Origin of the sequence: Glycomyces harbinensis (genome assembly GCF_900101745.1) — a bacterium.
Lineage (GTDB): Bacteria > Actinomycetota > Actinomycetes > Mycobacteriales > Micromonosporaceae > Glycomyces > Glycomyces harbinensis.
This window is the reverse complement of the sequence record NZ_FNAD01000018.1, coordinates 73,700-91,549: the sequence shown is the minus strand read 5'-3', so window position 1 is coordinate 91,549 and position 17,850 is coordinate 73,700. Positions and strand designations below refer to the sequence as shown.

The following is a 17,850-nucleotide window of genomic DNA, read 5'->3' as shown; positions in this document are numbered from 1 at the left end:
GGTATGACGTCCGGGTCGACGGCGACGCGCTGCGGCGGGTCGGTCTCCATCCCGACCAGCCCGCCGCGAAGGTCGACGGGCCGTCCCCGCCCGCCTGGTGGCACGCCGCCGCCGAACGCGCGGCGCTCCGGGCCGCCCGGGTCAGCTTGCCGAGCGGAGGGTCATCACCGTGATGTCGGCGTCGGCGCCGACGCGGATCGGGGGGCCGTTCGTGCCCGCCCCGTTCGTCACGTAGACCTGCGTGCCGTCGTGGTCCTCGAGGCCGCTCAGCTGGCCGCTGCGCAGGCGGGAGAGCACGTGCACCGGCCACATCTGGCCGCCGTGCGTGTGGCCCGACAGCTGGAGGTCGACGCCGTACCCGGCGACGCGGTCCACCGCGCTCGGCTGGTGCGCGAGGAGCACCACCGGGCGGGCGGGGTCGCGGTCATCTAGGGCCGCTTCGAAGTCCGGGCCGGTCTCGGTGTCCTCCATGTGGCGCTGCTCCACGATCAGGTCGTTCACGCCGGCGAGGTCGAAGCCGGGCAGCTCGACGCGTTTGTTCGGCAGGCCGGTCATCCCGAGTTCGGCCACCCGGTCGTACCAGGCGTCGGCGCCCACGTAGTGCTCGGCGTTCCCCGCCACGAAGAACGCGCCGTCGCGGGCCGCCAGGCCCGCAAGAGGGTCGGTCGCGTCGCGGATCTGGTCGGCCTCGTTGCCGGCGAGGTCGCCGACGAAGGCGATGAGGTCGGCCTGCGTGCCGTTGATCCGCTCCACCACGCGCTCGCAGTACCCGCGGCCGCGGATCGCCGAGAAGTGCGTGTCGCCGACGATCGCGATCCGGTAGCCGTCGAAGCGCCGGTCCAGGCGGGCCAGCGGGACGGTCACGGCCTTCAGCTGCGGCGTGCGGTAGCCCTCGTAGAGGCCGTGCCCGACCGTGCCGAGCGCGATCGCGGTGGCGCCGAGGCCGATCGCGCGGGAGACGACGCGCCGCCGCGACAGGCCCTCGGGCGAGTCCTCGGGACCGGCGATGACCCGGCGGGCGAGGTTCGCCGTCTCCGTCTTCTCTTTCTGCTTGCGGCGCAATATGAACCAGCGGGCCGGCTCGGCCAGGACGAGGACGCCGGTCAGGTACATCATGGCGCCGAACCAGATCCAGCCCGGCCAGCCGACCGCCGCCTGGAACCACATGGGGCCGTGGACGGACGGCGTGAACCACTGGGCCAGCATCCCGAGGGTGCCGAGGACGGCGAGGAGCACGGCCCCGGCCGGGCGCCATCGCGAACCGCGGCGGGTGGTGTCGCGAAACAGCCGCGTCCACAGGTAGACGTGGAGGACGGTGAACCCGACCGGGATCGCGATGTCCGGGACGGTCGACCAGAGTGCGTCCACCCTCAGCGCCCGGGAAAGGCGCCGCCGTTGGACTGGATGATCTGCGCGGTCACGTGCCCGGCCTCGGGCGAGGTGAGCCAGGCGGTGAGGGCGGCGATGTCGGCGGGCGTGCCGGGCCGCTGATTGTGCGTCTGCTCGGCGAGGCGGCCGCGGCGGCGCGGGGTCATGGTGTCGGCGAAGAACTCGGTGTCCTCGATGTACCCGGGCGCGATGACGTTCACGGTGACGCCGCGGTCGCCGAGCTGCGCGGAGAGGTCGATCGCGTACGGGTGCAGGGCGGACTTGGCGGCGGCGTAGCTGCCGGAGCCGGAGCCGCGGTAGGCGGCGATGGAGCTGAACAGGACGATGCGGGCGTGTTCGGCGAGGTGCGGCTTGAGGCCTTCGACGAGGTGGACGGCGGTGAGCACGTTCAGTTGAAGGTTCGCGTTCCATACCGCGGAGGCGAGAGCGAGGCCCTCGAGCCCCTCGAGGTCGCCGCGCGGGCCGATGCCGGCGTTGCCGCCGGCGGCTGCGACGATGACGTCGACGCTTCCGGCCTTCTCGACGGCGTAGTCGACGACGCGCTGGGCGCCTTCGACGGTCGCGAGGTCGGCGGCCACGTAGGACGTCGTGGGTCCGAAGAGGACCGCGGTGTCGGCGAGGACGTCGGCGCGGCGGCCGACGAGGATGACGTTGTCGCCGGCGTCGGCGAAGCGGGCGGCGACGGCGCGGCCGATGCCGGTGCCGCCGCCGCTGACGACTGCTGTGCGTGCCATGTGCTGCTCCTTCGTGTCCGCGCGGGATTCGGCCGGGTCGCGGCGCCGGGGCCGGTTCCCGGCCTCGCCGATGCTATCGCGCTCGCATGGCGGGCCGGCGGACTCCGGGGAGGCGACCGGTGACGGACGCGGCGCGGGGCGCCGCCCGGCCCGGGTCAGACCGGGTCGTACCCGTCCTGGCCGAACGTCTCGGCGTTGTCCTTGATCCAGTCGAACATGTCCACGAGGCGGTCGCTGGTGCCGCGGCCGACCTCGTTGAGGCCGTACGTGACCTTCGGCGGGACGGAGGGCTCGACCTCGCGCCAGACGAGGCCGTCGCGCACGAGGGTGCGCAGGGTCTGGGAGAGCATCTTCTCGCTGATGCCCTCGATGTGCTCGCGCAACTCGAAGAAGCGAAGTTCCTTCTCGCGCAAGGCGATCAGGACCCAGATGCCCCAGCGGCTGGTGATGTGGTCGAGTACTTGCCTTGCGGGGCAGTTCGAGTGAAACCCCTCACTGCCGTGCGGCAGAGCGGCCACACTGATCTGATTTCCTCCCGGCATGTCAGGAGCTTACCCGAAGGTACGTCCTTCCCGAAAGTAAGTCTTGGACCTACCTTGGGTTTCACACCGCCATCGAGAGGAAACCGAAGATGATCGTAGTAACCGGAGCCACCGGAAACACGGGCCGCCCACTGGTCGACGCCCTCCTCGCCAAGGGCGAAGACGTCACCGCCGTGTCGAGGGGCGAGGCCGAATTCCCGGCCGGTGCCCGTCACCGCCGGGCCGACCTGTACGAGCCCGCGTCGCTGGAATCGGCCTTCGCGGGAGCCGACCGGCTGTACCTGATCACCCACGACCACGAACTCGACATCGCCGCGGTCGTCAAGGCGGCCCAGACCGCCGGGATCGGCCGGATCGTGCTGCTCTCCTCCCAGCGCGTCGCGACCCGACCGCACGAGCGGTTGTCGGGGCACGAGGACGCCGTGACCGCGTCCGGTCTGGAATGGACGATCCTGCGCCCGGGCGGCTTCGCCTCCAACGCGCTCCTAGGGGCCGCCCCGGTGCGCGAGCAGCGCAAGCTGATCGCGCCCTTCGGCGACGTGGGCCTGCCGCTGATCGACCCGCTCGACATCGCCGAGACGGCCGCGGCCGCGCTCACCGAGGACGGGCACCAGGGGAAGGCGTACACGCTGACCGGCCCGGCACTGGTCACGCCGCGGCAGCAGGCCGAGGCCGTCGCGGCCGCGATCGGCGAACCGGTCGAGTTCGTGGAGCAGACCCGGGCCCAGGCCCACGCGCAGCTGGTCCAGTTCTGGGCGGACGAGATCGTCGCGGGCACGCTCGACGTGATCGGCGACCCGAACGAGGCCGAGCAGGCGATCAGCCCGGACGTGGAACGGGTGCTGGGCCGCAGCCCGCACACGTTCGCGGCATGGGCGGAGCGGAACGCCGCGGCCTTCCGCTGACCCGTGGCGGACCCGCCTACGCCGAGAGCGCCACCCTGATGTCCGTCGCCGCCGCCACGAGGTTGCGCCAGCGCGGCGCCTCAGGGTGGCTCGGGTTCGCCCGCAACGCGGACGTCACCTTCGTCATGAGGTCGTCGAGCTGGGGAATCAGCTCGTCGAACGACGGGGCCGAGGCGTCGGCGCGGGGCGCGGGGCGGCCGGCGAGGGTCTGGCGGGCCTTGTCGCTGATGCTGGTGATGGTGTGGGGGAACCCGCCCGCGCGGTTCTGCGACTCGATGTACCCGTGGTCGGCGAGGCGCTTGGCCGAGAACGCGATCTCGCGGGGCTCGAGGTCGATCCGGAATTGCTGCGCCAGCAAGTCGGCGTTGAACGGACCGGAACGGTCGAACAAGGCCACGATGCGGTGGAGCATCGGCAGATCGATTTCATCCCAAAGGGACGGATTCAGTTCGAGCATTCACCAGTTCTACCCCGCCGGGACCTGGTTCCGCATCCACCGAACAGCTCGCTTTGACACAGGGGCGGCCAGGCGGCATGGCCCACTCGGCCGATTCACCCAATGCGGATAAGGTTCGATCGGCCAACGAGAACCGCAAGTCACCATGCCGATGCGCCGCGTCCGACGGGGGTTTCGCTTCCGTGCGGGCCGGTGAGCCGTTGGGGGGTACCGTGACTCGGGTTCATCGGTTTCGACGGGGAGGTCCCGCAATGGAGTATCGGCGTCTCGGCGGCAGTGGTCTCAAGGTCAGCGTCATCACCTATGGGAACTGGCTTCCCGGTGCCGATCCTTCGCTGACGGCGGACTGCGTGCACGCGGCGCTCGACGTCGGCATCACGACCTTCGACACGGCCGACATCTACGGCAGGCCCGAGTTCGGGGCCGGGGAGCGGGCACTCGGCGAGGCGCTCGCGGGAGTGCGGCGCGAATCGGTCGTGCTGGCCACGAAGGTGTGCATGCCCGTCGGCGACGGGCCGTATGACAAGGGCCTGTCGCGCAAGCACATCATGGAGGGCTGCGAGGGTTCGCTGCGGCGGCTCGGGACCGATCACATCGACCTCTACCAGGCGCACCGGTACGACGAGGAGACGCCGCTGGAGGAGACCATGGTCGCCTTCGCGGACCTGGTGCACCAGGGGAAGGTGGGGTACCTGGGGGTCTCGGAGTGGACCGCCCCGCAGATCGACGCGGCCGCCGCGCTGGCGACCGAGCTGCGCGTCCCGCTGGTCTCGAACCAGCCGCAGTACAGCCTGCTGTGGCGGGTCGTGGAGGAGCGGGTGGTCCCGCAGTGTCTGGAGTCGGGCCTGAGCCAGATCGTGTTCTCGCCGCTGGCGCAGGGCGTGCTCACCGGCAAGTACCTGCCGGGCCAGGCCCCGCCCGAGACGAGCCGGGCCGCCGGAAAGGAGAGCGAGCGGTTCGTCGGCCGCTACATGTCCGACGCGGTGCTCGGCGCGGTGGCGCGCCTGGACCCGATCGCGAAGGAGCTGGGGGCGTCCGTGGCGCAGCTCGCCTTGGCGTGGGTGCTGGGCCGGCCGACGGTGGCCTCGGCGGTGATGGGCGCGTCCAGGCCCGAGCAGATCCGCGACAACGTCGCCGGCGCCGGGCTGAAACTCGAAGGCGACGTGCTCGCCGCGGTGGACGCCGCGTTCATCGACTCCGAGCACGGCGACCTGGTCGAGCGCGACCCGGCGAAGACCGCGCAGATGTTCGCGATCATGGACGCCTGGAAGCGATAGCGAGGCGCTGTCCGCCCCCGGTCACATATGGCCGGGTCGGTTCGTCACGGGTGAGACGGACTCGACCCTAAGGACGGACACCATGCGCATCGCAGTCTTCGGCGCCAACGGACCCACCGGCCGCCTGCTGACCGGTCAGGCGCTCGATGCCGGACATCAGGTCACAGCGGTCACCCGGCAACCGGATTCGTTTCCGCTGCATCACGACCGGCTGAAGGTGGCCGGCGCCGACGTGCTCGATCCGCCGGCCGTCGACGCCGTCGTGGCAGGCCAGGACGCGGTGTTGTCGGCGCTCGGGGTGCCCGCCGGGAAGGAGCCGATCAGCACCTACTCGAAGGGGGCGGCCAACATCGTGGCCGCGATGGATCGGCACGGGGTCCGCCGGGTCGCGGTGGTCAGTTCGAGCGGGGTCGAGCCGCAGGCGTTCTCCGACGGCGGGTTCTTCTTCAACCGGCTCCTACTGCCGTACGTCACCCGAATCCTGGGCAAGACGCTGTACGACGACATGCGGCGCATGGAATCGGTGCTCCGCGACAGCGACCTGGACTGGACGATCGTGCGGCCGAGCGGGCTCTACGGGCTGCCGTCGGTCACCGATTACACCGTGGTCGAAGGCCACGCCGACGGCAGGTTCACCGCCCGAGCGGATCTGGCCGCGAGCATGCTGTCCCTGCTCGACGGCGACCGCTTCATGCGCGCCACCGTCAGTGTCATCACCACCGCCGACAATCCGACGCTGCTCCAGTGGATCCGCCGAGAAGCGCTCGCTAAGAGCTGAGGCGCGGCGGTTCGATATTCGGCGAGGTGCCGGCCTTGCGCTCGTCCACGAGCGCGACGCGCGGAGCCACGCGCCGCACCGCCGCGGCCACGTCCTCGGCGCGGCTCGCGGAGAGCTTGACGCTGCGGGCCTTCATCATGTGGCCCAGGCGAACCGGCACGCCGTCGCGCCGCACGTCCTCGCTGAGGCGCTGGCGCCGCGAGGGCTCCTTCTGGGAGACGCCGTACTGGTCGGCGGTCGTGACGACGCCGAGCTGGGGCCGCCAGCCGGGGATGAACCCGAACCGCTTGACGCGCAGGCGCCACAGCACGAGACGGTCCACATCAGACCAAAGGGCGTCGACGCGGGCGGCGGGGTGCGAGCGGAAGTTGCCTCCGGTGGGGAATTCGGCGTAGAGCCTGATGCGCTCGGCGTCGATCCGGACCGCCGTCATGCGCCGCGCCAGCGGGATCAGCCGCAGGGCGGGCCAGACGAGGCCGAGCACGATGACGACCGGCCCGGCGATCCAGCCCGGCGACTCCCGGTCCAGGACGCCCCGGCGGTATTCGACGGTCTCGCCCGCGACGTCGGCGATCAGGAAGGGCGCCCAGGCGAGCAGGGCCAGCGCGAGTGCCAGCGCCACCCAGTCGAAGACGCCGAAGCGGTCGGCGATCGCGGTCTCGCCGGATGCGGGCGGAGTGCTGGGCGGCATGGCGCGGGTCCTCTCTCGGGCTCGGCCCCATTCTGCCGGGCCCGGGTGCGGGCCGGTGCCGGACGGTCGAACCGGTCGCGCCCGGAGGCCGCGAGAGTGCGCGCTCGCACGGTTGCGACTCCTCGCTCCCGATGCGCCTGCGGGTGCACCGCATCGGCTCCCCGATGCGCCTCCTGCTGCGCGGCGTGCGCCGACCGGCCCCGGGCGCCCTTGCTCGTCCGGGGCCGGTCGACCCTCGTGCGGCCGGGAGGGCGAACCCTCCCGGCCGCGGGGTGATCGAGCAGGCGAGCCTACTCCCAGTCCTCGATGACGTCGTCGATCGCGCTGTTGAAGTCGGCCACCTCGGCGTACACGCCCGGCTGCCCGGGCTCGGCGCAGCCGTAGCCCCAGCTGACGATGCCGGCGAGGATCAGTTCGCCGTCGTCACCGGGGGCCATGATCGGACCGCCCGAGTCGCCCTGGCACGAGTCGATCCCGCCGTTCTCCAGGTCGCCCGCGCACAGCATCGTGGCCGCGTCGGTCTCGCCCGGGTACGCGTCGGCGCAGGCCTCGTCGTCGATGAACGGCACCTCGACCCATCGGGCGACCGTGGGGTAGCCCGAACCGGTCTCGCCCCAGCCGGCGACCTCGAGGACGTCGAACTCGGTCGGCTCGGTGCCGATCGCGATCGGCTCCGCGTCGATGGGCTCGTCGAGCAGCAGCAGCGCCCAGTCGTTCGCGTAGTCGACCGGGTCGTCGTAGTCGTGGGCGATGTGGAGGTCGGCCACGGAGGTCTCGACGAGGTCGGCCGACTCGAGGTCGACCGAGCCGGAGAAGACCACGAGGTCTTCGGGATCGGTGACGGTCTCGACGCAGTGCGCGGCGGTCAGCACGATGTTCTCGGTGATGACCGAGGCGCCGCAGCGCTGGCGCTCCCAGGGGGTGCCCTCTCCAGCCGTGCCGAGGGCGACGAGCCAGGGGTACTGACCCTCTTCGGCGGGCTCGCCGCCGATGATCTTGACCTCGAAGTCGCCGTCGGTGGACGGTTCTTCCGCGTTGGCCGCGAAGCCGGTCCAGGCGATCGCGGCGGCACCGAGGCCCGCGGCGACGCCCGCGCCGAGGCGGATCAGGCGCTTCCTCTTCTTGTCCACTGTGATCCTTTCGGGGTGGATGTGAGGGTTAGGCCGTTTGGCCTTCCTGATCCCGAAAGTATCCGGATTCGTCCGGGACCCCTCCCGGTCCCTGAATGCTGCGGCGGCAAGCGAAGTCGACCCGCAGTCAGTGCCCCAGGAGGTCGCCGCAGTAGGACCGGATCGCCCGGTTGACCACTTCGGGCCGCTCCCAGGGCATGAAGTGTCCGGCTCCCTTGATCCAGTACGGGCCCACCGCGTTCGGGAACGCGATCGCACAGCGCTCCTCGATGCGCTCCCCCAGGGTCACCTGGTCGGCGCCGATCAGGATCAGGGTCCGGTGCGGGACCGGGCGGTCGATCATCTCCGGGGCCGACAGCGCGCGGGTGCCCATGACGACCTCGTAGTCGGCGAAGGAGGCCCGCAGCCGGGCCGCGTCCCCGTAGGGCTCGGTCAGGTACGCGAGGTCGCCCTCGTCGAAGGCGTCCGGCGGGCACCACATGCGGTGGCCGTAGAACTCCCCCACGTACCGCCGGCGCCGCTCGGGCGTGTCCAGCTCGGCGACCAGCGCGTCGGCGTGACGGCCTTGGCGCCCTTGGTAGTCGTAGACCGCGGGCTTGGGCCGGCTCGGCGGGATGCCCGCCTCCGCGAAGGCCGCGTCCAGGTCGGGCATCGAGTCGTCGAGGATCACGACGCGGTCGACCCGGCCGGGGTGGCGGGTCGCCATGTCGATGGTGATCATCGCGCCCAGGTCGTGCCCGGCCACGACGGCGCGGTCCCAGCCGAGCACGTCGAGCAGGCCGATCAGGTCGGTGTTGAACGCGTTGAAGTCGTAGTAGTCGTCGGGTGCGAAATCGGAATCGCCGTAACCGCGCAGGTCGGGCGCGACCACGTCGAATCCGGCCTCGGCCAGCGCGGTGATGTTGTGGGACCAGATCCGGCTGGTGCACGGGAACCCGTGGACGAGCAGGAGCGGCACGCCGCCCGCGCCGCGCCGCCGCACCGCGAGCCGGTGCCCCGGCGCGACCTCGATCAGTTCCGGGGCGATGATGTCAGCGGGGAGAGCCATGCGCTCGTGTCTACACCATCGGGAGTCACATGCACCTCCCTGGTCTCGCGGGCCCCGAACGTTTCGATGTCGCCTTGCTGGCCCGCGCCCAGTACAGTTCCCCGCATCATGATGTCCAAGCAGCCACCGAAGCCGATGAGCACCGCAGGCCGAGTGTTCATGTGGGTCCTGTTCGCGTTCGTCCTGCTGCTGACGTTCGGCATCGGCTTCTCACTGATCGCCGAGGGCGTGGACGGCCGCCGCACGCTGGAGGAGGGCCCGGTCGGGACGTTCACTCCCGCCTCCAGGGACGCCTGCGAGGAGGACTGCGCGCTGATCGGCGAGTTCACCGGCGCCGACGGCACGGTCACCGAGCAGGACGTGGAGTTGAAGGGCGAGCGCATCGAGCGTTCCGACCCGATGCCGGAGGCAATCGAAGACGTGCGGCTCGATGTCGAGGCCGAGCGCCCGACGGCTTATACGGCCGATTACGGCTGGCACTGGTCGGTGGTCAAGGGAGGCGTCGCGCTGGCCGCCGGCTTGGCGATCGCGACGTTTCAGCTGGTGATGCTGCGGCGGCACCGGTCCGCGCCGCGGTAAGCCGGACGGTCGGCCTCGCAGCCAGGACGCCCATTCGGCGGTCGCGTCGAGTTGGTGGTGCAGTGCCGGGATCGAGGCTCTGAGCAGGCCGCCGAACTGCGCTTGCAGTTCGGCGCTGCCGCCGCGGTGGCCGCAGGCTCGCCACAGTTCGTAGGCCGTGCTCGAGAGGCGGCCGGCTAGCGTGCCGACGAACGCGGACTCGTCGGTCGGCCCGAGCCGCCCGCCCGCCGCAAGGTAGCCCTCGACGCAGGCTTCGACGCTCGCCCGCTCGGGCGGCACGACGCCGAGTGCGGGTCCGGCCAAGGAGAACGCGACGGACACCAGCTCCCACCAGGGAGCCTGCGGGCCGGCGCTGTCGAAGTCCAGCAGGACCGGACCCTCGGCGGTGACCATGATGTTGTCCGAGGAGAAGTCGCGGTGCATGGTCAGTTTGACCGGCGGCGCGGCAATGACCGCGTCGAGCAGTTCGTAGGTCCGCTCGGCGCAGTCCTTGAGCGTCCGCGCGGCGGGGCCGTCGATGACGCCGAGGTCCACGCCCTGGTCGAGCCATTCGTCCCAGTCGGTCATGGAGTGGACGGTGAAGTCGAAGTCGCCCTTGAGGTCGGCGGGTATCGCGAGCCGTTCGAGCGCCGCGATGGTTCCGCCCGCCCACCGCGCCAGCGACGGGTCGGCCGGGAGCGCCGGATGCGCGCCCTCGACGAATCTCGTGGCCCTGGCCAGGAGGTCGTCGCCGATCGGGCGCCAGACGAGGTCGGAGTCGGGATCGACCAGATGCGGTTCGGCCATGGAGACCCCGGCCCGCCAGGCTGCGGCCTCCAGTTGCCCGGACTGATCGGCGAGGCCGTGAACGTAATCGCCCCAGGGCTTGTCGACCTTCACCACCCAGGTGCCCGAATCGGTGGTGAGCTTCCAGACCGGGTACGGCTCATCGGCTTTGAGCACGGACACCGGTCCAAGCAACGGTCCGAGGCCGAGTTCTCGAGCTACCTGTGCGGGTTCCACACCGCGTATTCAACCGGGTGCGGCAGTGAGGTGCAACCGATTTCCACGCACGGTCGGGGGCGAAGGAGCCCGGTGGTGCGACCGGAACGCGGAAAGCGCCCGCGTGTTGATCCAGCGTCCGGAATGTCCGGAACCTTAAGCTCTCCCACGGGGCCGGCCGATCGGTGGGACCGGCCGGTCCCACCTACCCCCCAATCGATTCGGGTCACTTTCGCCAGAACAGGTGGTGCGTCACGCCGCTCGGGCTGGGCACGATCTCGAGGTGGAACCGGTCGCGCAGTTCGTCGGGTGAATCCCAGAGCCGGACCCCGGAGCCGAGTTCGACCGGCGAGACGGCCACGTGCATGGTGTCGACCAGGTCGGCGTCGAGGAATTCCCGGATCGTGGTGGCGCCGCCGCCGAGCCGGACGTCCTTGCCCTGCGCCGCCTCTCGCGCCTGTTCGAGGACCGCGGCCGGGTCGCCGTCGGTGAAGTGGAATGTGGTGTCCGACAGCGTGAACGAGGGACGCAGGTGGTGGGTCATGACGAACACGGGGGTGTGGAAGGGCGGCTCCTCGCCCCACCAGCCCTGCCAGTCGTGGTTTTCCCAGGGGCCGCGCTGGGGGCTGAACTTGTTGCGGCCCATGATCTCCGCGCCGATGTTGTTGGCGAAGTCGCGCGCGAAGTAGTCGTCGAGTCCGCGGCTCCCACCGGAATCGGTGCGGTTGGGCCAGCTCGCCGTGGCACCGGCCCAGGACATCAGTTCCCGAGGGTCGGCGTGACCGAACGGCCGCTCGAGGGCCTGACCCTCGCCTGCTCCGAATCCGTCCAGCGAGACGGTGAAGTTCTGGACCCTGAGAAGCCGGCTCATATGATTCCCCTTCGCTGCTGATCATCGTGACGACAATGACGAGACTCCGCGAGTCTGTCAGATTCATCCGACATCCTGATTAACATAGAGAATCATCAATTGCGGAAACGAGTTTCCTCTGCGTAATCGCATGTCAAGCAGGAAACAAGGCGTACGATTGAAGTATGTTGACCGTCATTTTGATTCTGCTCGTAGCCTGGGCGATACTCGCGATAGTCGGGTTCGCTCTTGAAGGCCTGCTCTGGCTGGCCATCATCGGCGTTGTGCTGTTCGTCGGAACCGTGATATTCGGATTCATCCGCCGAAAGGCCTCCAGCAGCCGGGCCTGACCCACCGGGTCCGATCGGGAGAGTCCATTCGATCGGGTTCCCGCCTTTTCGGCCCGCGGCCGGAGAGGTGCCCCGGTCCGCTCAATCGGAGGCGGTCCGGGAACCCCCGAATGATGCGGCAGGCGCCGCGGGTCCGATCCCGGTGCTCACTCCCCCGGGGCCTCCTCGCTGGGTCGACGTCCCTGCCGCCACGTCTCCATGAGATGCATGGCGAGCAGGTTGATCACCACGCCCATCCCGAACAGCAGTCCCGCGCCGGGGAGTGCGAGCCAGACGGCCCCGCCCTCGTCCCTGAAACTCCCGACGCCGCCCAGGATCAGCGTCAACACCCCGAGCGCGAACATCCAACCGGCGGCTTTCCCGGCCCGGTCGACGGCCTTCTCAATCTCACTGTCGAAACCCTTCATCGACCCAGCCTAGTGAGAACCGCACGGCAACGGGGGCCCGTGGCAGGGGCATTGCGCGCCAAGGGCTCCGCGGCTCCTTGAACGGCAGGCGAGACCGCACACCGCTTATGACCGAGGCGCCCGGCGCGGCGTTCAGGAGTCGGCCAGGATGCGGCGGATCGTGCGCCGCCCCATGAGGCTCATCGGCGGATTGGTCTCGACGTAGTACCAGGCCGCGCCCATCGCCTGCTGGAACGCCCAGGCCTTGCCGCGTTCCCATTCGAGGTCGCCGCAGCCCAGTGCCTCGCGGAGCACGGCACGCGGTGCGGCCTCGAGCAGGTGCCAGGCCGACACCAGGTCCAGCGCGGGATCGGCCGGGCCGAGGCCGCCGACGTCCAGGACCCCGGCCAGGCGGCCCTCCTTCACGAGCACGTTGCCGGGGATGAGGTCGCCGTGGTTCATCACGTCGGCCGTCCCGTCGTGCGGCAGGTCGCGCAGTCCGGCCCAGAGGCGTCGCAGGCGGGGCACGTCGAACAGCTCCCCGCTCTCCGCGAAGCAGGTCGACATCCACGCCTCGTGGGCGCCCAGGTCGCCGCCGCGCCCTCTGCCGCCGAAAACCCCTCCGCGCGTGGGGATCGCGCGGACCGACCCGATGAACTCGGCCAGGTCGAGGGCGAACCCGGGCGAGTCGCCCGGGTCGTGGTCGGCGGCGATGTCGCCGGGGATCCAGGTCTGCACGGACCACGGCAGCGGGTAGCCCGCGCCCGGTTCGCCGATGCCGATCGGTTCGGGGGTCGGGAACCGGCTGCGGCCCAGGAGTTCCCGTGCGGCTTCGGCCTCCGATTCGAGCCAGATCCGGGCGTCGGCGATGTCCTTGGGCTGCAGTGGGAACCGCGCGGCGTACCGGTCGCCGACGCGGAAGATCGCGTTCACGGTCCCCTGCGACGCGACGGGCGCGATCGGCAGGCGCCGCCACTCGGGGAACTGCGCGTCGACCAGTTCGCGCACGACGGCGAGGGGCACGTCCAGCTGGTCGTGGTGCATCTGCATGCCGGGAGCCTCGCACCTCGACGGTAGCCGCGCAAGCCGTTTCGGCGCCGGCTCAGCCCTCCCAGAGCACCGGCGGGGCGAGCGGGGCGTCGAGGGCGCGCAGCGGGTCGAAGACCGCGGGCGGGAAGTCGCCCCACTTGGCGCTCGGGTAGCCGCCGTCGTGCAGGTGCCGGTCGAGGAACCGCTGCCAGCGGCGCAGGCCGCTCACGGCCTGCTCGACCGTGATCGCCTCGTTCTCGACGGCGTCGGCGAGGTCGTCGAGGTCCAGGAGCCGGTAGTGGCGCTCGTCGTCCGTGGGGACTCTGACGTCCACGAAGAGGTCGCGGAAGACGTACCGGTCGCCTTCGCGCTCGACGGTGATGAGGTCGACGTACCAGGAGTGGCGCTCGGTCACCGGGTTCTCGGCGACGTTGCCCTCGGGGAACTCCGCGCGCTGCCAGCACGGGTTGGCCATGCTGATCCCGAGGTCGAGGAGCACGAAGGTGCGCTCGAGGCGGGAGAGGCCGGGCCAGGGCTCGATCCATTCGGGCAGTTCGAACTCGTACATGACCGCGTCGCCGACGCGCACGCCCGGGAGCGGGCCGAACAGGTCGGGCTCCCCCGGCTTGTGGCCGCCGCGCATCACTTCGACGCGTTCGCATTCGCCTGGTGCCGTCATGGCGCTCCGTCCTTCGCTTCGAGCGGGTTCGGTTCCGCCAGTTTAGGAGCCCGCCGATCGCGGCGTCCAGGTCGCGACTTCGGGTCGCGGATCGCGGACTGTGAGATCGGCGGCGGGACCTGACATTTCGCGGGGCTGTCTCGTCGGGTTCGCGAGAGACCGCACACCACCACCGAATGTTGAGGACTTCCCGTGTTCCGAAGGATTGTGGCCCTGCCCAGCGGCAGGGTGGCGAAATGGGTGATCGTCGCCGTCTGGCTCGCGCTGCTCGTGCCGGCGTTCATGCTGGCGGGCAGGCTCGGCGACGTCGAGGACAACGACAATTCGGCCTGGCTGCCCGGCGACTCGGAATCGACCGAGGTGGTCGAGCGGGTCGGCGGGTTCCAGTCCTCCGACGCGCTGCCCGCGATCGTGATCTACCACCGGCCCGGCGGCGTGACCGACGCCGACGTCGCCGAGGCGCGGGCCGACGCGGCCGCGTTCGCGGCGATCGACGACGTCGAGGGGACGCCGCAGGGACCGGTGGTGTCCGAGGACGGCGAGGCGATCCAGACCATCGTCCAGGTGCACAACACCGGGGAGGGCTGGGCCGGGTTCGGCGAAGTGGTCGACGCGATGACCGAGGTCGGCGAGCGTGACGCGGACGGCATGGCGTTCTACGTGACCGGGCCGAGCGGGTACGCCTCCGACTCGATCAAGGCGTTCCGCACCGGCGGCGACCTGACGGTGATCACCGCGGCCGTGGTGGTCCTGATCCTGCTGCTCACCTACCGCAGCCCGCTCCTGCCGCTGCTGCCGCTCGTCACCGCCGGCGGGGCGCTGATCGGGTCCCAGGCCCTGATCTACCTGCTGGCCAAGGACTTCGGGCTCGTGGTCAACACCCAGACCAGCTTCATCCTGACCGTGCTCGTGTTCGGCGCCGCGACCGACTACGCGCTGCTGCTGATCTCGCGGTACCGCGAGGAGCTGCGGCGCCACGAGGACCGGCACGAGGCGATGGCCGAAGCGCTGCACCGCTCCTCCCCCGCGATCATCGCCAGCGCCGCCACTGTCGCGGTCAGCCTCATGCTGCTGATGCTGGCGACCCTCAAGTCCACGCAGGGGCTCGGCCCCGCCTGCGCGGTCGGCATCATCGTGGGGCTGCTGGCGATGACCACGCTCATGCCCTCGCTGCTGGTCGTGTGCGGGCGCTGGATCTTCTGGCCGATGAAGCCGGCGTACGGGACGGCCGGTTCGGCGAAGGGCGGCGTGTGGGCCCGGGTGGGCGACGCGGTCGCGCGCCGGCCCCGCGCGGTATGGATCGGGACGTCGGTCGTGCTGGGCGCCATGGCGCTCGGACTGATCGGGTTGAAGGCGGACGGGCTCGCGAACCGGGACCAGTTCACCGACGAGCCGCAGATGGCGGTGGGCCAGGACATCCAGGCCGAGCACTTCCCGGCCGGGGCCGGCGACCCGCTGTACGTGATCGCCGAGGCCGATGCGGCACAGGAGGTACGGGCGGATCTAGCCGATGTGGACGGTGTCGCGGAGGTCTCGGAGCCGGTCGTCGTCGACGGCGACGCCTTGATGTTCGCGGAGCTGGACGACCCTCCGAGCAGCAAGGCCGCGATGGGGACCGTGGAGGCGGCGCGGGAGGCCGTGCACGGGGACGGCGCCCTGATCGGCGGGAACACGGCGATCATGGTCGACACGCGGGACGCCGCGACGCGGGACTCGCAGGTCATCATTCCGATCGTGCTGGTCATGGTGTTCCTGATCCTCGCGTTGCTGCTGCGGGCGGTCGTGGCGCCGCTGCTGCTCATGGCGACGGTCGTGCTGTCGTTCGGCGCGGCCCTGGGCGTGAGCAGCCTCGTGTTCAACGAGGTGTTCGGGTTCGCCGGGGCGGAGGCGTCGTTCCCGCTGCTGGTCTTCGTGTTCCTTGTGGCCCTTGGGGTCGACTACAACATCTTCCTGGTGACGCGGGTGCGGGAGGACGCGGTGCTGCACGGCACGAGGCGCGGCGCACTGACCGGTCTGTCCGCCACCGGCGGCGTGATCACCTCGGCCGGGCTGGTGCTCGCCGGGACGTTCGCGGCGATGGCGTCGCTGCCGCTGGTGTTCGCCGCACAGCTCGGGTTCGCGGTCGCGTTCGGCGTCCTGCTCGACACGCTGATCGTCCGCTCGGTCCTGGTCACCGCGTTGACGTTGGACGTGGGCCGGTGGATGTGGTGGCCGAGCAGGCTGTTCCGGCGCCGCGACGTCGAGTCCGCCGACGAGTCGGCGACCGAGCCCGCACTGTCGGGTCGCTGAACGGGCGCAAGGACGTTCACCGGGAACGCCCACCGATCGGGACGCGGGGGACGCGGCAGCGCGTCCCCCGCGTCCCGGTGCGGTCGACCGAATGTCGGCCGACTCCCCCACGCGCGGCGGTAGACTGCCTCCCGCGGGCACCCCCACGCAAGCGGATCACCGACCGGCTGGGAAGGCGGAGCACCATGACGGCGCACACCGACATCGACCTCGTAGTGTTCGACATCCTCGGGACCCTCGTCGACGAACCCGGCGGCGTCCGCGAGGCGATCGGCGAAGCGGCTCCGGACGGCAGCGACGCCGACCGGCTCGTGGACCGGTGGTTCGACCACGTCGAGACGGAGCAGCAGAAGATCGTCGACGGCCTCCGGCCCTTCGTCAACGGCGACATCCTGAACCACGAGGCGGCGCAGATCGTGGCCGCCGAGGGCGGCTTCGACGGCGAGGACGCGATCGAGCGGCTCGCGACCTCGCAGCGGCGGCTCGCCCCCTGGCTGGACACCGTCGACTCGCTCGCGCGACTGTCGCAGCACTTCCCCGTGGTCGGCCTGTCCAACGCGAGCCGCGAGACCCTGATCCGCCTGAGCGCCTACGCGGGTCTGCGGTGGCACTACCTGCTGTCGGCCGAGGAGGCGCGCAGCTACAAGCCCGCGCCCGAGGTCTACCGCCTCGCGTTCGACCTGGCCGGGGTCGGGCCCGAGCGCATCCTCATGGTCGCCGCACACGCGTGGGACCTGCGGGGCGCGCAGGCGGCCGGGTTCCGCACCGCCTTCGTCCAACGGCCCGTAGGGGACGCGCCGACCGAGGACGACGGCTTCGACTACCGCGGCGAGAGCCTCGCCGAGGTCGTCGACCAGATCGCGCTCCGATGACCGACTGGGAATGGGACCCGACGCTCTTCTCCGGCAGCGCGGCCCATTACGCGGACGGGCGCATGGCGTACCCGGCCGAGGTCGCCGAGGCGATCGGCGCCGAACTCGGGCTCGACGGCACCGGCAGGCTCCTGGACGTCGGCTGCGGGCCCGGTTCGCTGACGCTGTCGCTGGCGCCCCGGTTCGCCGAAGCGGTCGGCGTGGACGCCGACGCCGACATGCTCGCGGAGGCGAGGCGCCGCGCCGAGGCCGCCGGCGTCTCGAACGTGACGTGGCGGCACCTGCGCGCCGAGGAGCTGCCGGCCGGCCTCGGCTCGTTCCGGACGGCGGTGTTCGCGCAGTCCTTCCACTGGATGGACCGTTCGCTTGTGGCGCAGAAGGTCCGCGACATGCTCGAGCCCGGCGGGGTGTGGGTCCACGTCAGCGCCAGCACGCACCGCGGCTGGATCGTGGACGAGACGCTGCCGCTCCCGAGGCCGCCGTGGGAGGACGTGGACGCGCTCGTCGCCGCCTACCTGGGGCCGGTGCGCCGCGCCGGGCAGGGCTTCCTGGCGGGCGGCACCGCCGGCGGCGAAGAGGCCGTCATGCGGGAAGCGGGCTACCGCGGTCCGGTGCGCATCACCGTGGACACCGGGTCGGTGGTCGAGCGTTCGGCCGAGGCGATCGTGTCCGCCGTGTTCTCGCTGTCGTACGCGGCGCCGCACCTGTTCGGCGATCGACTGGACGAGTTCGCCGCCGACCTGCGCGCGCTGTTGGGGAAGGCCTCGCCGACCGGCCGCTTCGCCGAGCGCCTGAGCCCGATCGAGGCCGCCCTCTGGCGGCCGTAGCCGTCGTCACCGAAGTATTCTCAAGGCCCTGAACTGCGGCGATGTCATCGCGCACCG

At 71.0% G+C, this 17,850-nt stretch carries 19 protein-coding genes; 7 read left to right on the top strand and 12 right to left on the bottom strand.

The window, feature by feature from the left end; all coding sequences use genetic code 11:
• Positions 1–141: 141 nt before the first annotated feature.
• The 3 genes from BLQ63_RS23325 to BLQ63_RS23315 form a co-directional block, all read right to left on the bottom strand.
• Positions 142–1,368: a metallophosphoesterase gene (locus BLQ63_RS23325; protein ID WP_218125457.1), complete on the bottom strand. Its 1,227-nt coding sequence runs from the start codon at positions 1,366–1,368 to the stop codon at positions 142–144.
• Between the two features lie 2 nt (positions 1,369–1,370).
• Positions 1,371–2,123 (bottom strand): SDR family NAD(P)-dependent oxidoreductase, encoded by a 753-nt coding sequence (locus BLQ63_RS23320; RefSeq protein WP_091039933.1) that lies wholly within the window; start codon positions 2,121–2,123, stop codon positions 1,371–1,373.
• 155 nt (positions 2,124–2,278) lie between these two features.
• Positions 2,279–2,665, bottom strand: a complete 387-nt coding sequence (locus BLQ63_RS23315; protein WP_091039932.1) for a winged helix-turn-helix transcriptional regulator — start codon at positions 2,663–2,665, stop codon at positions 2,279–2,281.
• Between the two features lie 89 nt (positions 2,666–2,754).
• Between BLQ63_RS23315 and BLQ63_RS23310 the strand changes: the two genes are divergently transcribed.
• Positions 2,755–3,570, top strand: a complete 816-nt coding sequence (locus BLQ63_RS23310; RefSeq protein WP_091039931.1) for an SDR family oxidoreductase — start codon at positions 2,755–2,757, stop codon at positions 3,568–3,570.
• 16 nt (positions 3,571–3,586) lie between these two features.
• On the opposite strand, the gene BLQ63_RS23305 is transcribed toward BLQ63_RS23310, so the two are convergent.
• On the bottom strand, positions 3,587–4,027 hold the full coding sequence (locus tag BLQ63_RS23305; RefSeq protein ID WP_143015055.1) for a hypothetical protein: 441 nt from the start codon (positions 4,025–4,027) through the stop codon (positions 3,587–3,589).
• A 251-nt stretch (positions 4,028–4,278) separates the two neighbouring features.
• Between BLQ63_RS23305 and BLQ63_RS23300 the strand changes: the two genes are divergently transcribed.
• Positions 4,279–5,304, top strand: coding sequence for an aldo/keto reductase family protein (locus BLQ63_RS23300; protein WP_091039929.1), 1,026 nt, complete (start codon positions 4,279–4,281; stop codon positions 5,302–5,304).
• Between the two features lie 82 nt (positions 5,305–5,386).
• Positions 5,387–6,082 (top strand): NAD(P)-dependent oxidoreductase, encoded by a 696-nt coding sequence (locus BLQ63_RS23295; RefSeq protein ID WP_091039928.1) that lies wholly within the window; start codon positions 5,387–5,389, stop codon positions 6,080–6,082.
• On the opposite strand, the gene BLQ63_RS23290 is transcribed toward BLQ63_RS23295, so the two are convergent.
• The 5 genes from BLQ63_RS23290 to BLQ63_RS23270 form a co-directional block, all read right to left on the bottom strand.
• Entirely contained in the window at positions 6,072–6,773 is a 702-nt protein-coding gene (locus tag BLQ63_RS23290) for a hypothetical protein (RefSeq protein WP_091039927.1), read from the bottom strand. The genes BLQ63_RS23295 and BLQ63_RS23290 overlap by 11 nt on opposite strands.
• A gap of 290 nt (positions 6,774–7,063) precedes the next feature.
• Positions 7,064–7,903: a serine protease gene (locus BLQ63_RS23285; RefSeq protein ID WP_177155072.1), complete on the bottom strand. Its 840-nt coding sequence runs from the start codon at positions 7,901–7,903 to the stop codon at positions 7,064–7,066.
• Positions 7,904–8,030: 127 nt separating this feature from the next.
• The gene (locus BLQ63_RS23280; RefSeq protein ID WP_091039925.1) at positions 8,031–8,951 is read right to left on the bottom strand and encodes an alpha/beta fold hydrolase; all 921 of its coding nucleotides are present in this window, start codon (positions 8,949–8,951) and stop codon (positions 8,031–8,033) included.
• A gap of 210 nt (positions 8,952–9,161) precedes the next feature.
• A complete protein-coding gene (locus BLQ63_RS23275; protein ID WP_177155071.1) occupies positions 9,162–10,478 on the bottom strand; it encodes an aminoglycoside phosphotransferase family protein in 1,317 nt (438 codons plus the stop codon).
• A gap of 259 nt (positions 10,479–10,737) precedes the next feature.
• Positions 10,738–11,382 carry a dihydrofolate reductase family protein gene (locus BLQ63_RS23270; RefSeq protein WP_091039923.1) on the bottom strand — a complete coding sequence of 215 codons (645 nt, stop codon included), beginning with the start codon at positions 11,380–11,382 and terminating at the stop codon, positions 10,738–10,740.
• A 164-nt stretch (positions 11,383–11,546) separates the two neighbouring features.
• Between BLQ63_RS23270 and BLQ63_RS28615 the strand changes: the two genes are divergently transcribed.
• Complete coding sequence (locus tag BLQ63_RS28615) at positions 11,547–11,711, top strand: hypothetical protein (protein WP_177155070.1); 165 nt, start codon at positions 11,547–11,549, stop codon at positions 11,709–11,711.
• Between the two features lie 146 nt (positions 11,712–11,857).
• Here BLQ63_RS28615 and BLQ63_RS23265 read toward each other — a convergent pair whose 3' ends face one another.
• From BLQ63_RS23265 to BLQ63_RS23255, 3 genes are all read right to left on the bottom strand, one after another.
• Positions 11,858–12,118, bottom strand: a complete 261-nt coding sequence (locus BLQ63_RS23265; protein ID WP_091039922.1) for a hypothetical protein — start codon at positions 12,116–12,118, stop codon at positions 11,858–11,860.
• A gap of 132 nt (positions 12,119–12,250) precedes the next feature.
• Positions 12,251–13,141: a phosphotransferase gene (locus BLQ63_RS23260; RefSeq protein WP_091039983.1), complete on the bottom strand. Its 891-nt coding sequence runs from the start codon at positions 13,139–13,141 to the stop codon at positions 12,251–12,253.
• Between the two features lie 58 nt (positions 13,142–13,199).
• The gene (locus BLQ63_RS23255; RefSeq protein WP_091039921.1) at positions 13,200–13,805 is read right to left on the bottom strand and encodes a DUF402 domain-containing protein; all 606 of its coding nucleotides are present in this window, start codon (positions 13,803–13,805) and stop codon (positions 13,200–13,202) included.
• A 192-nt stretch (positions 13,806–13,997) separates the two neighbouring features.
• Here BLQ63_RS23255 and BLQ63_RS23250 point away from each other — a divergent pair, with 192 nt between their 5' ends.
• From BLQ63_RS23250 to BLQ63_RS23240, 3 genes are all read left to right on the top strand, one after another.
• Positions 13,998–16,094 (top strand): MMPL family transporter, encoded by a 2,097-nt coding sequence (locus BLQ63_RS23250; RefSeq protein ID WP_091039920.1) that lies wholly within the window; start codon positions 13,998–14,000, stop codon positions 16,092–16,094.
• 185 nt (positions 16,095–16,279) lie between these two features.
• Positions 16,280–16,966 (top strand): haloacid dehalogenase type II, encoded by a 687-nt coding sequence (locus tag BLQ63_RS23245; protein ID WP_091039919.1) that lies wholly within the window; start codon positions 16,280–16,282, stop codon positions 16,964–16,966.
• A complete protein-coding gene (locus tag BLQ63_RS23240) occupies positions 16,963–17,793 on the top strand; it encodes a class I SAM-dependent methyltransferase (RefSeq protein ID WP_091039918.1) in 831 nt (276 codons plus the stop codon). Before BLQ63_RS23245 ends, BLQ63_RS23240 begins: the two co-directional genes overlap by 4 nt.
• The last annotated feature ends 57 nt before the right edge of the window (positions 17,794–17,850 follow it).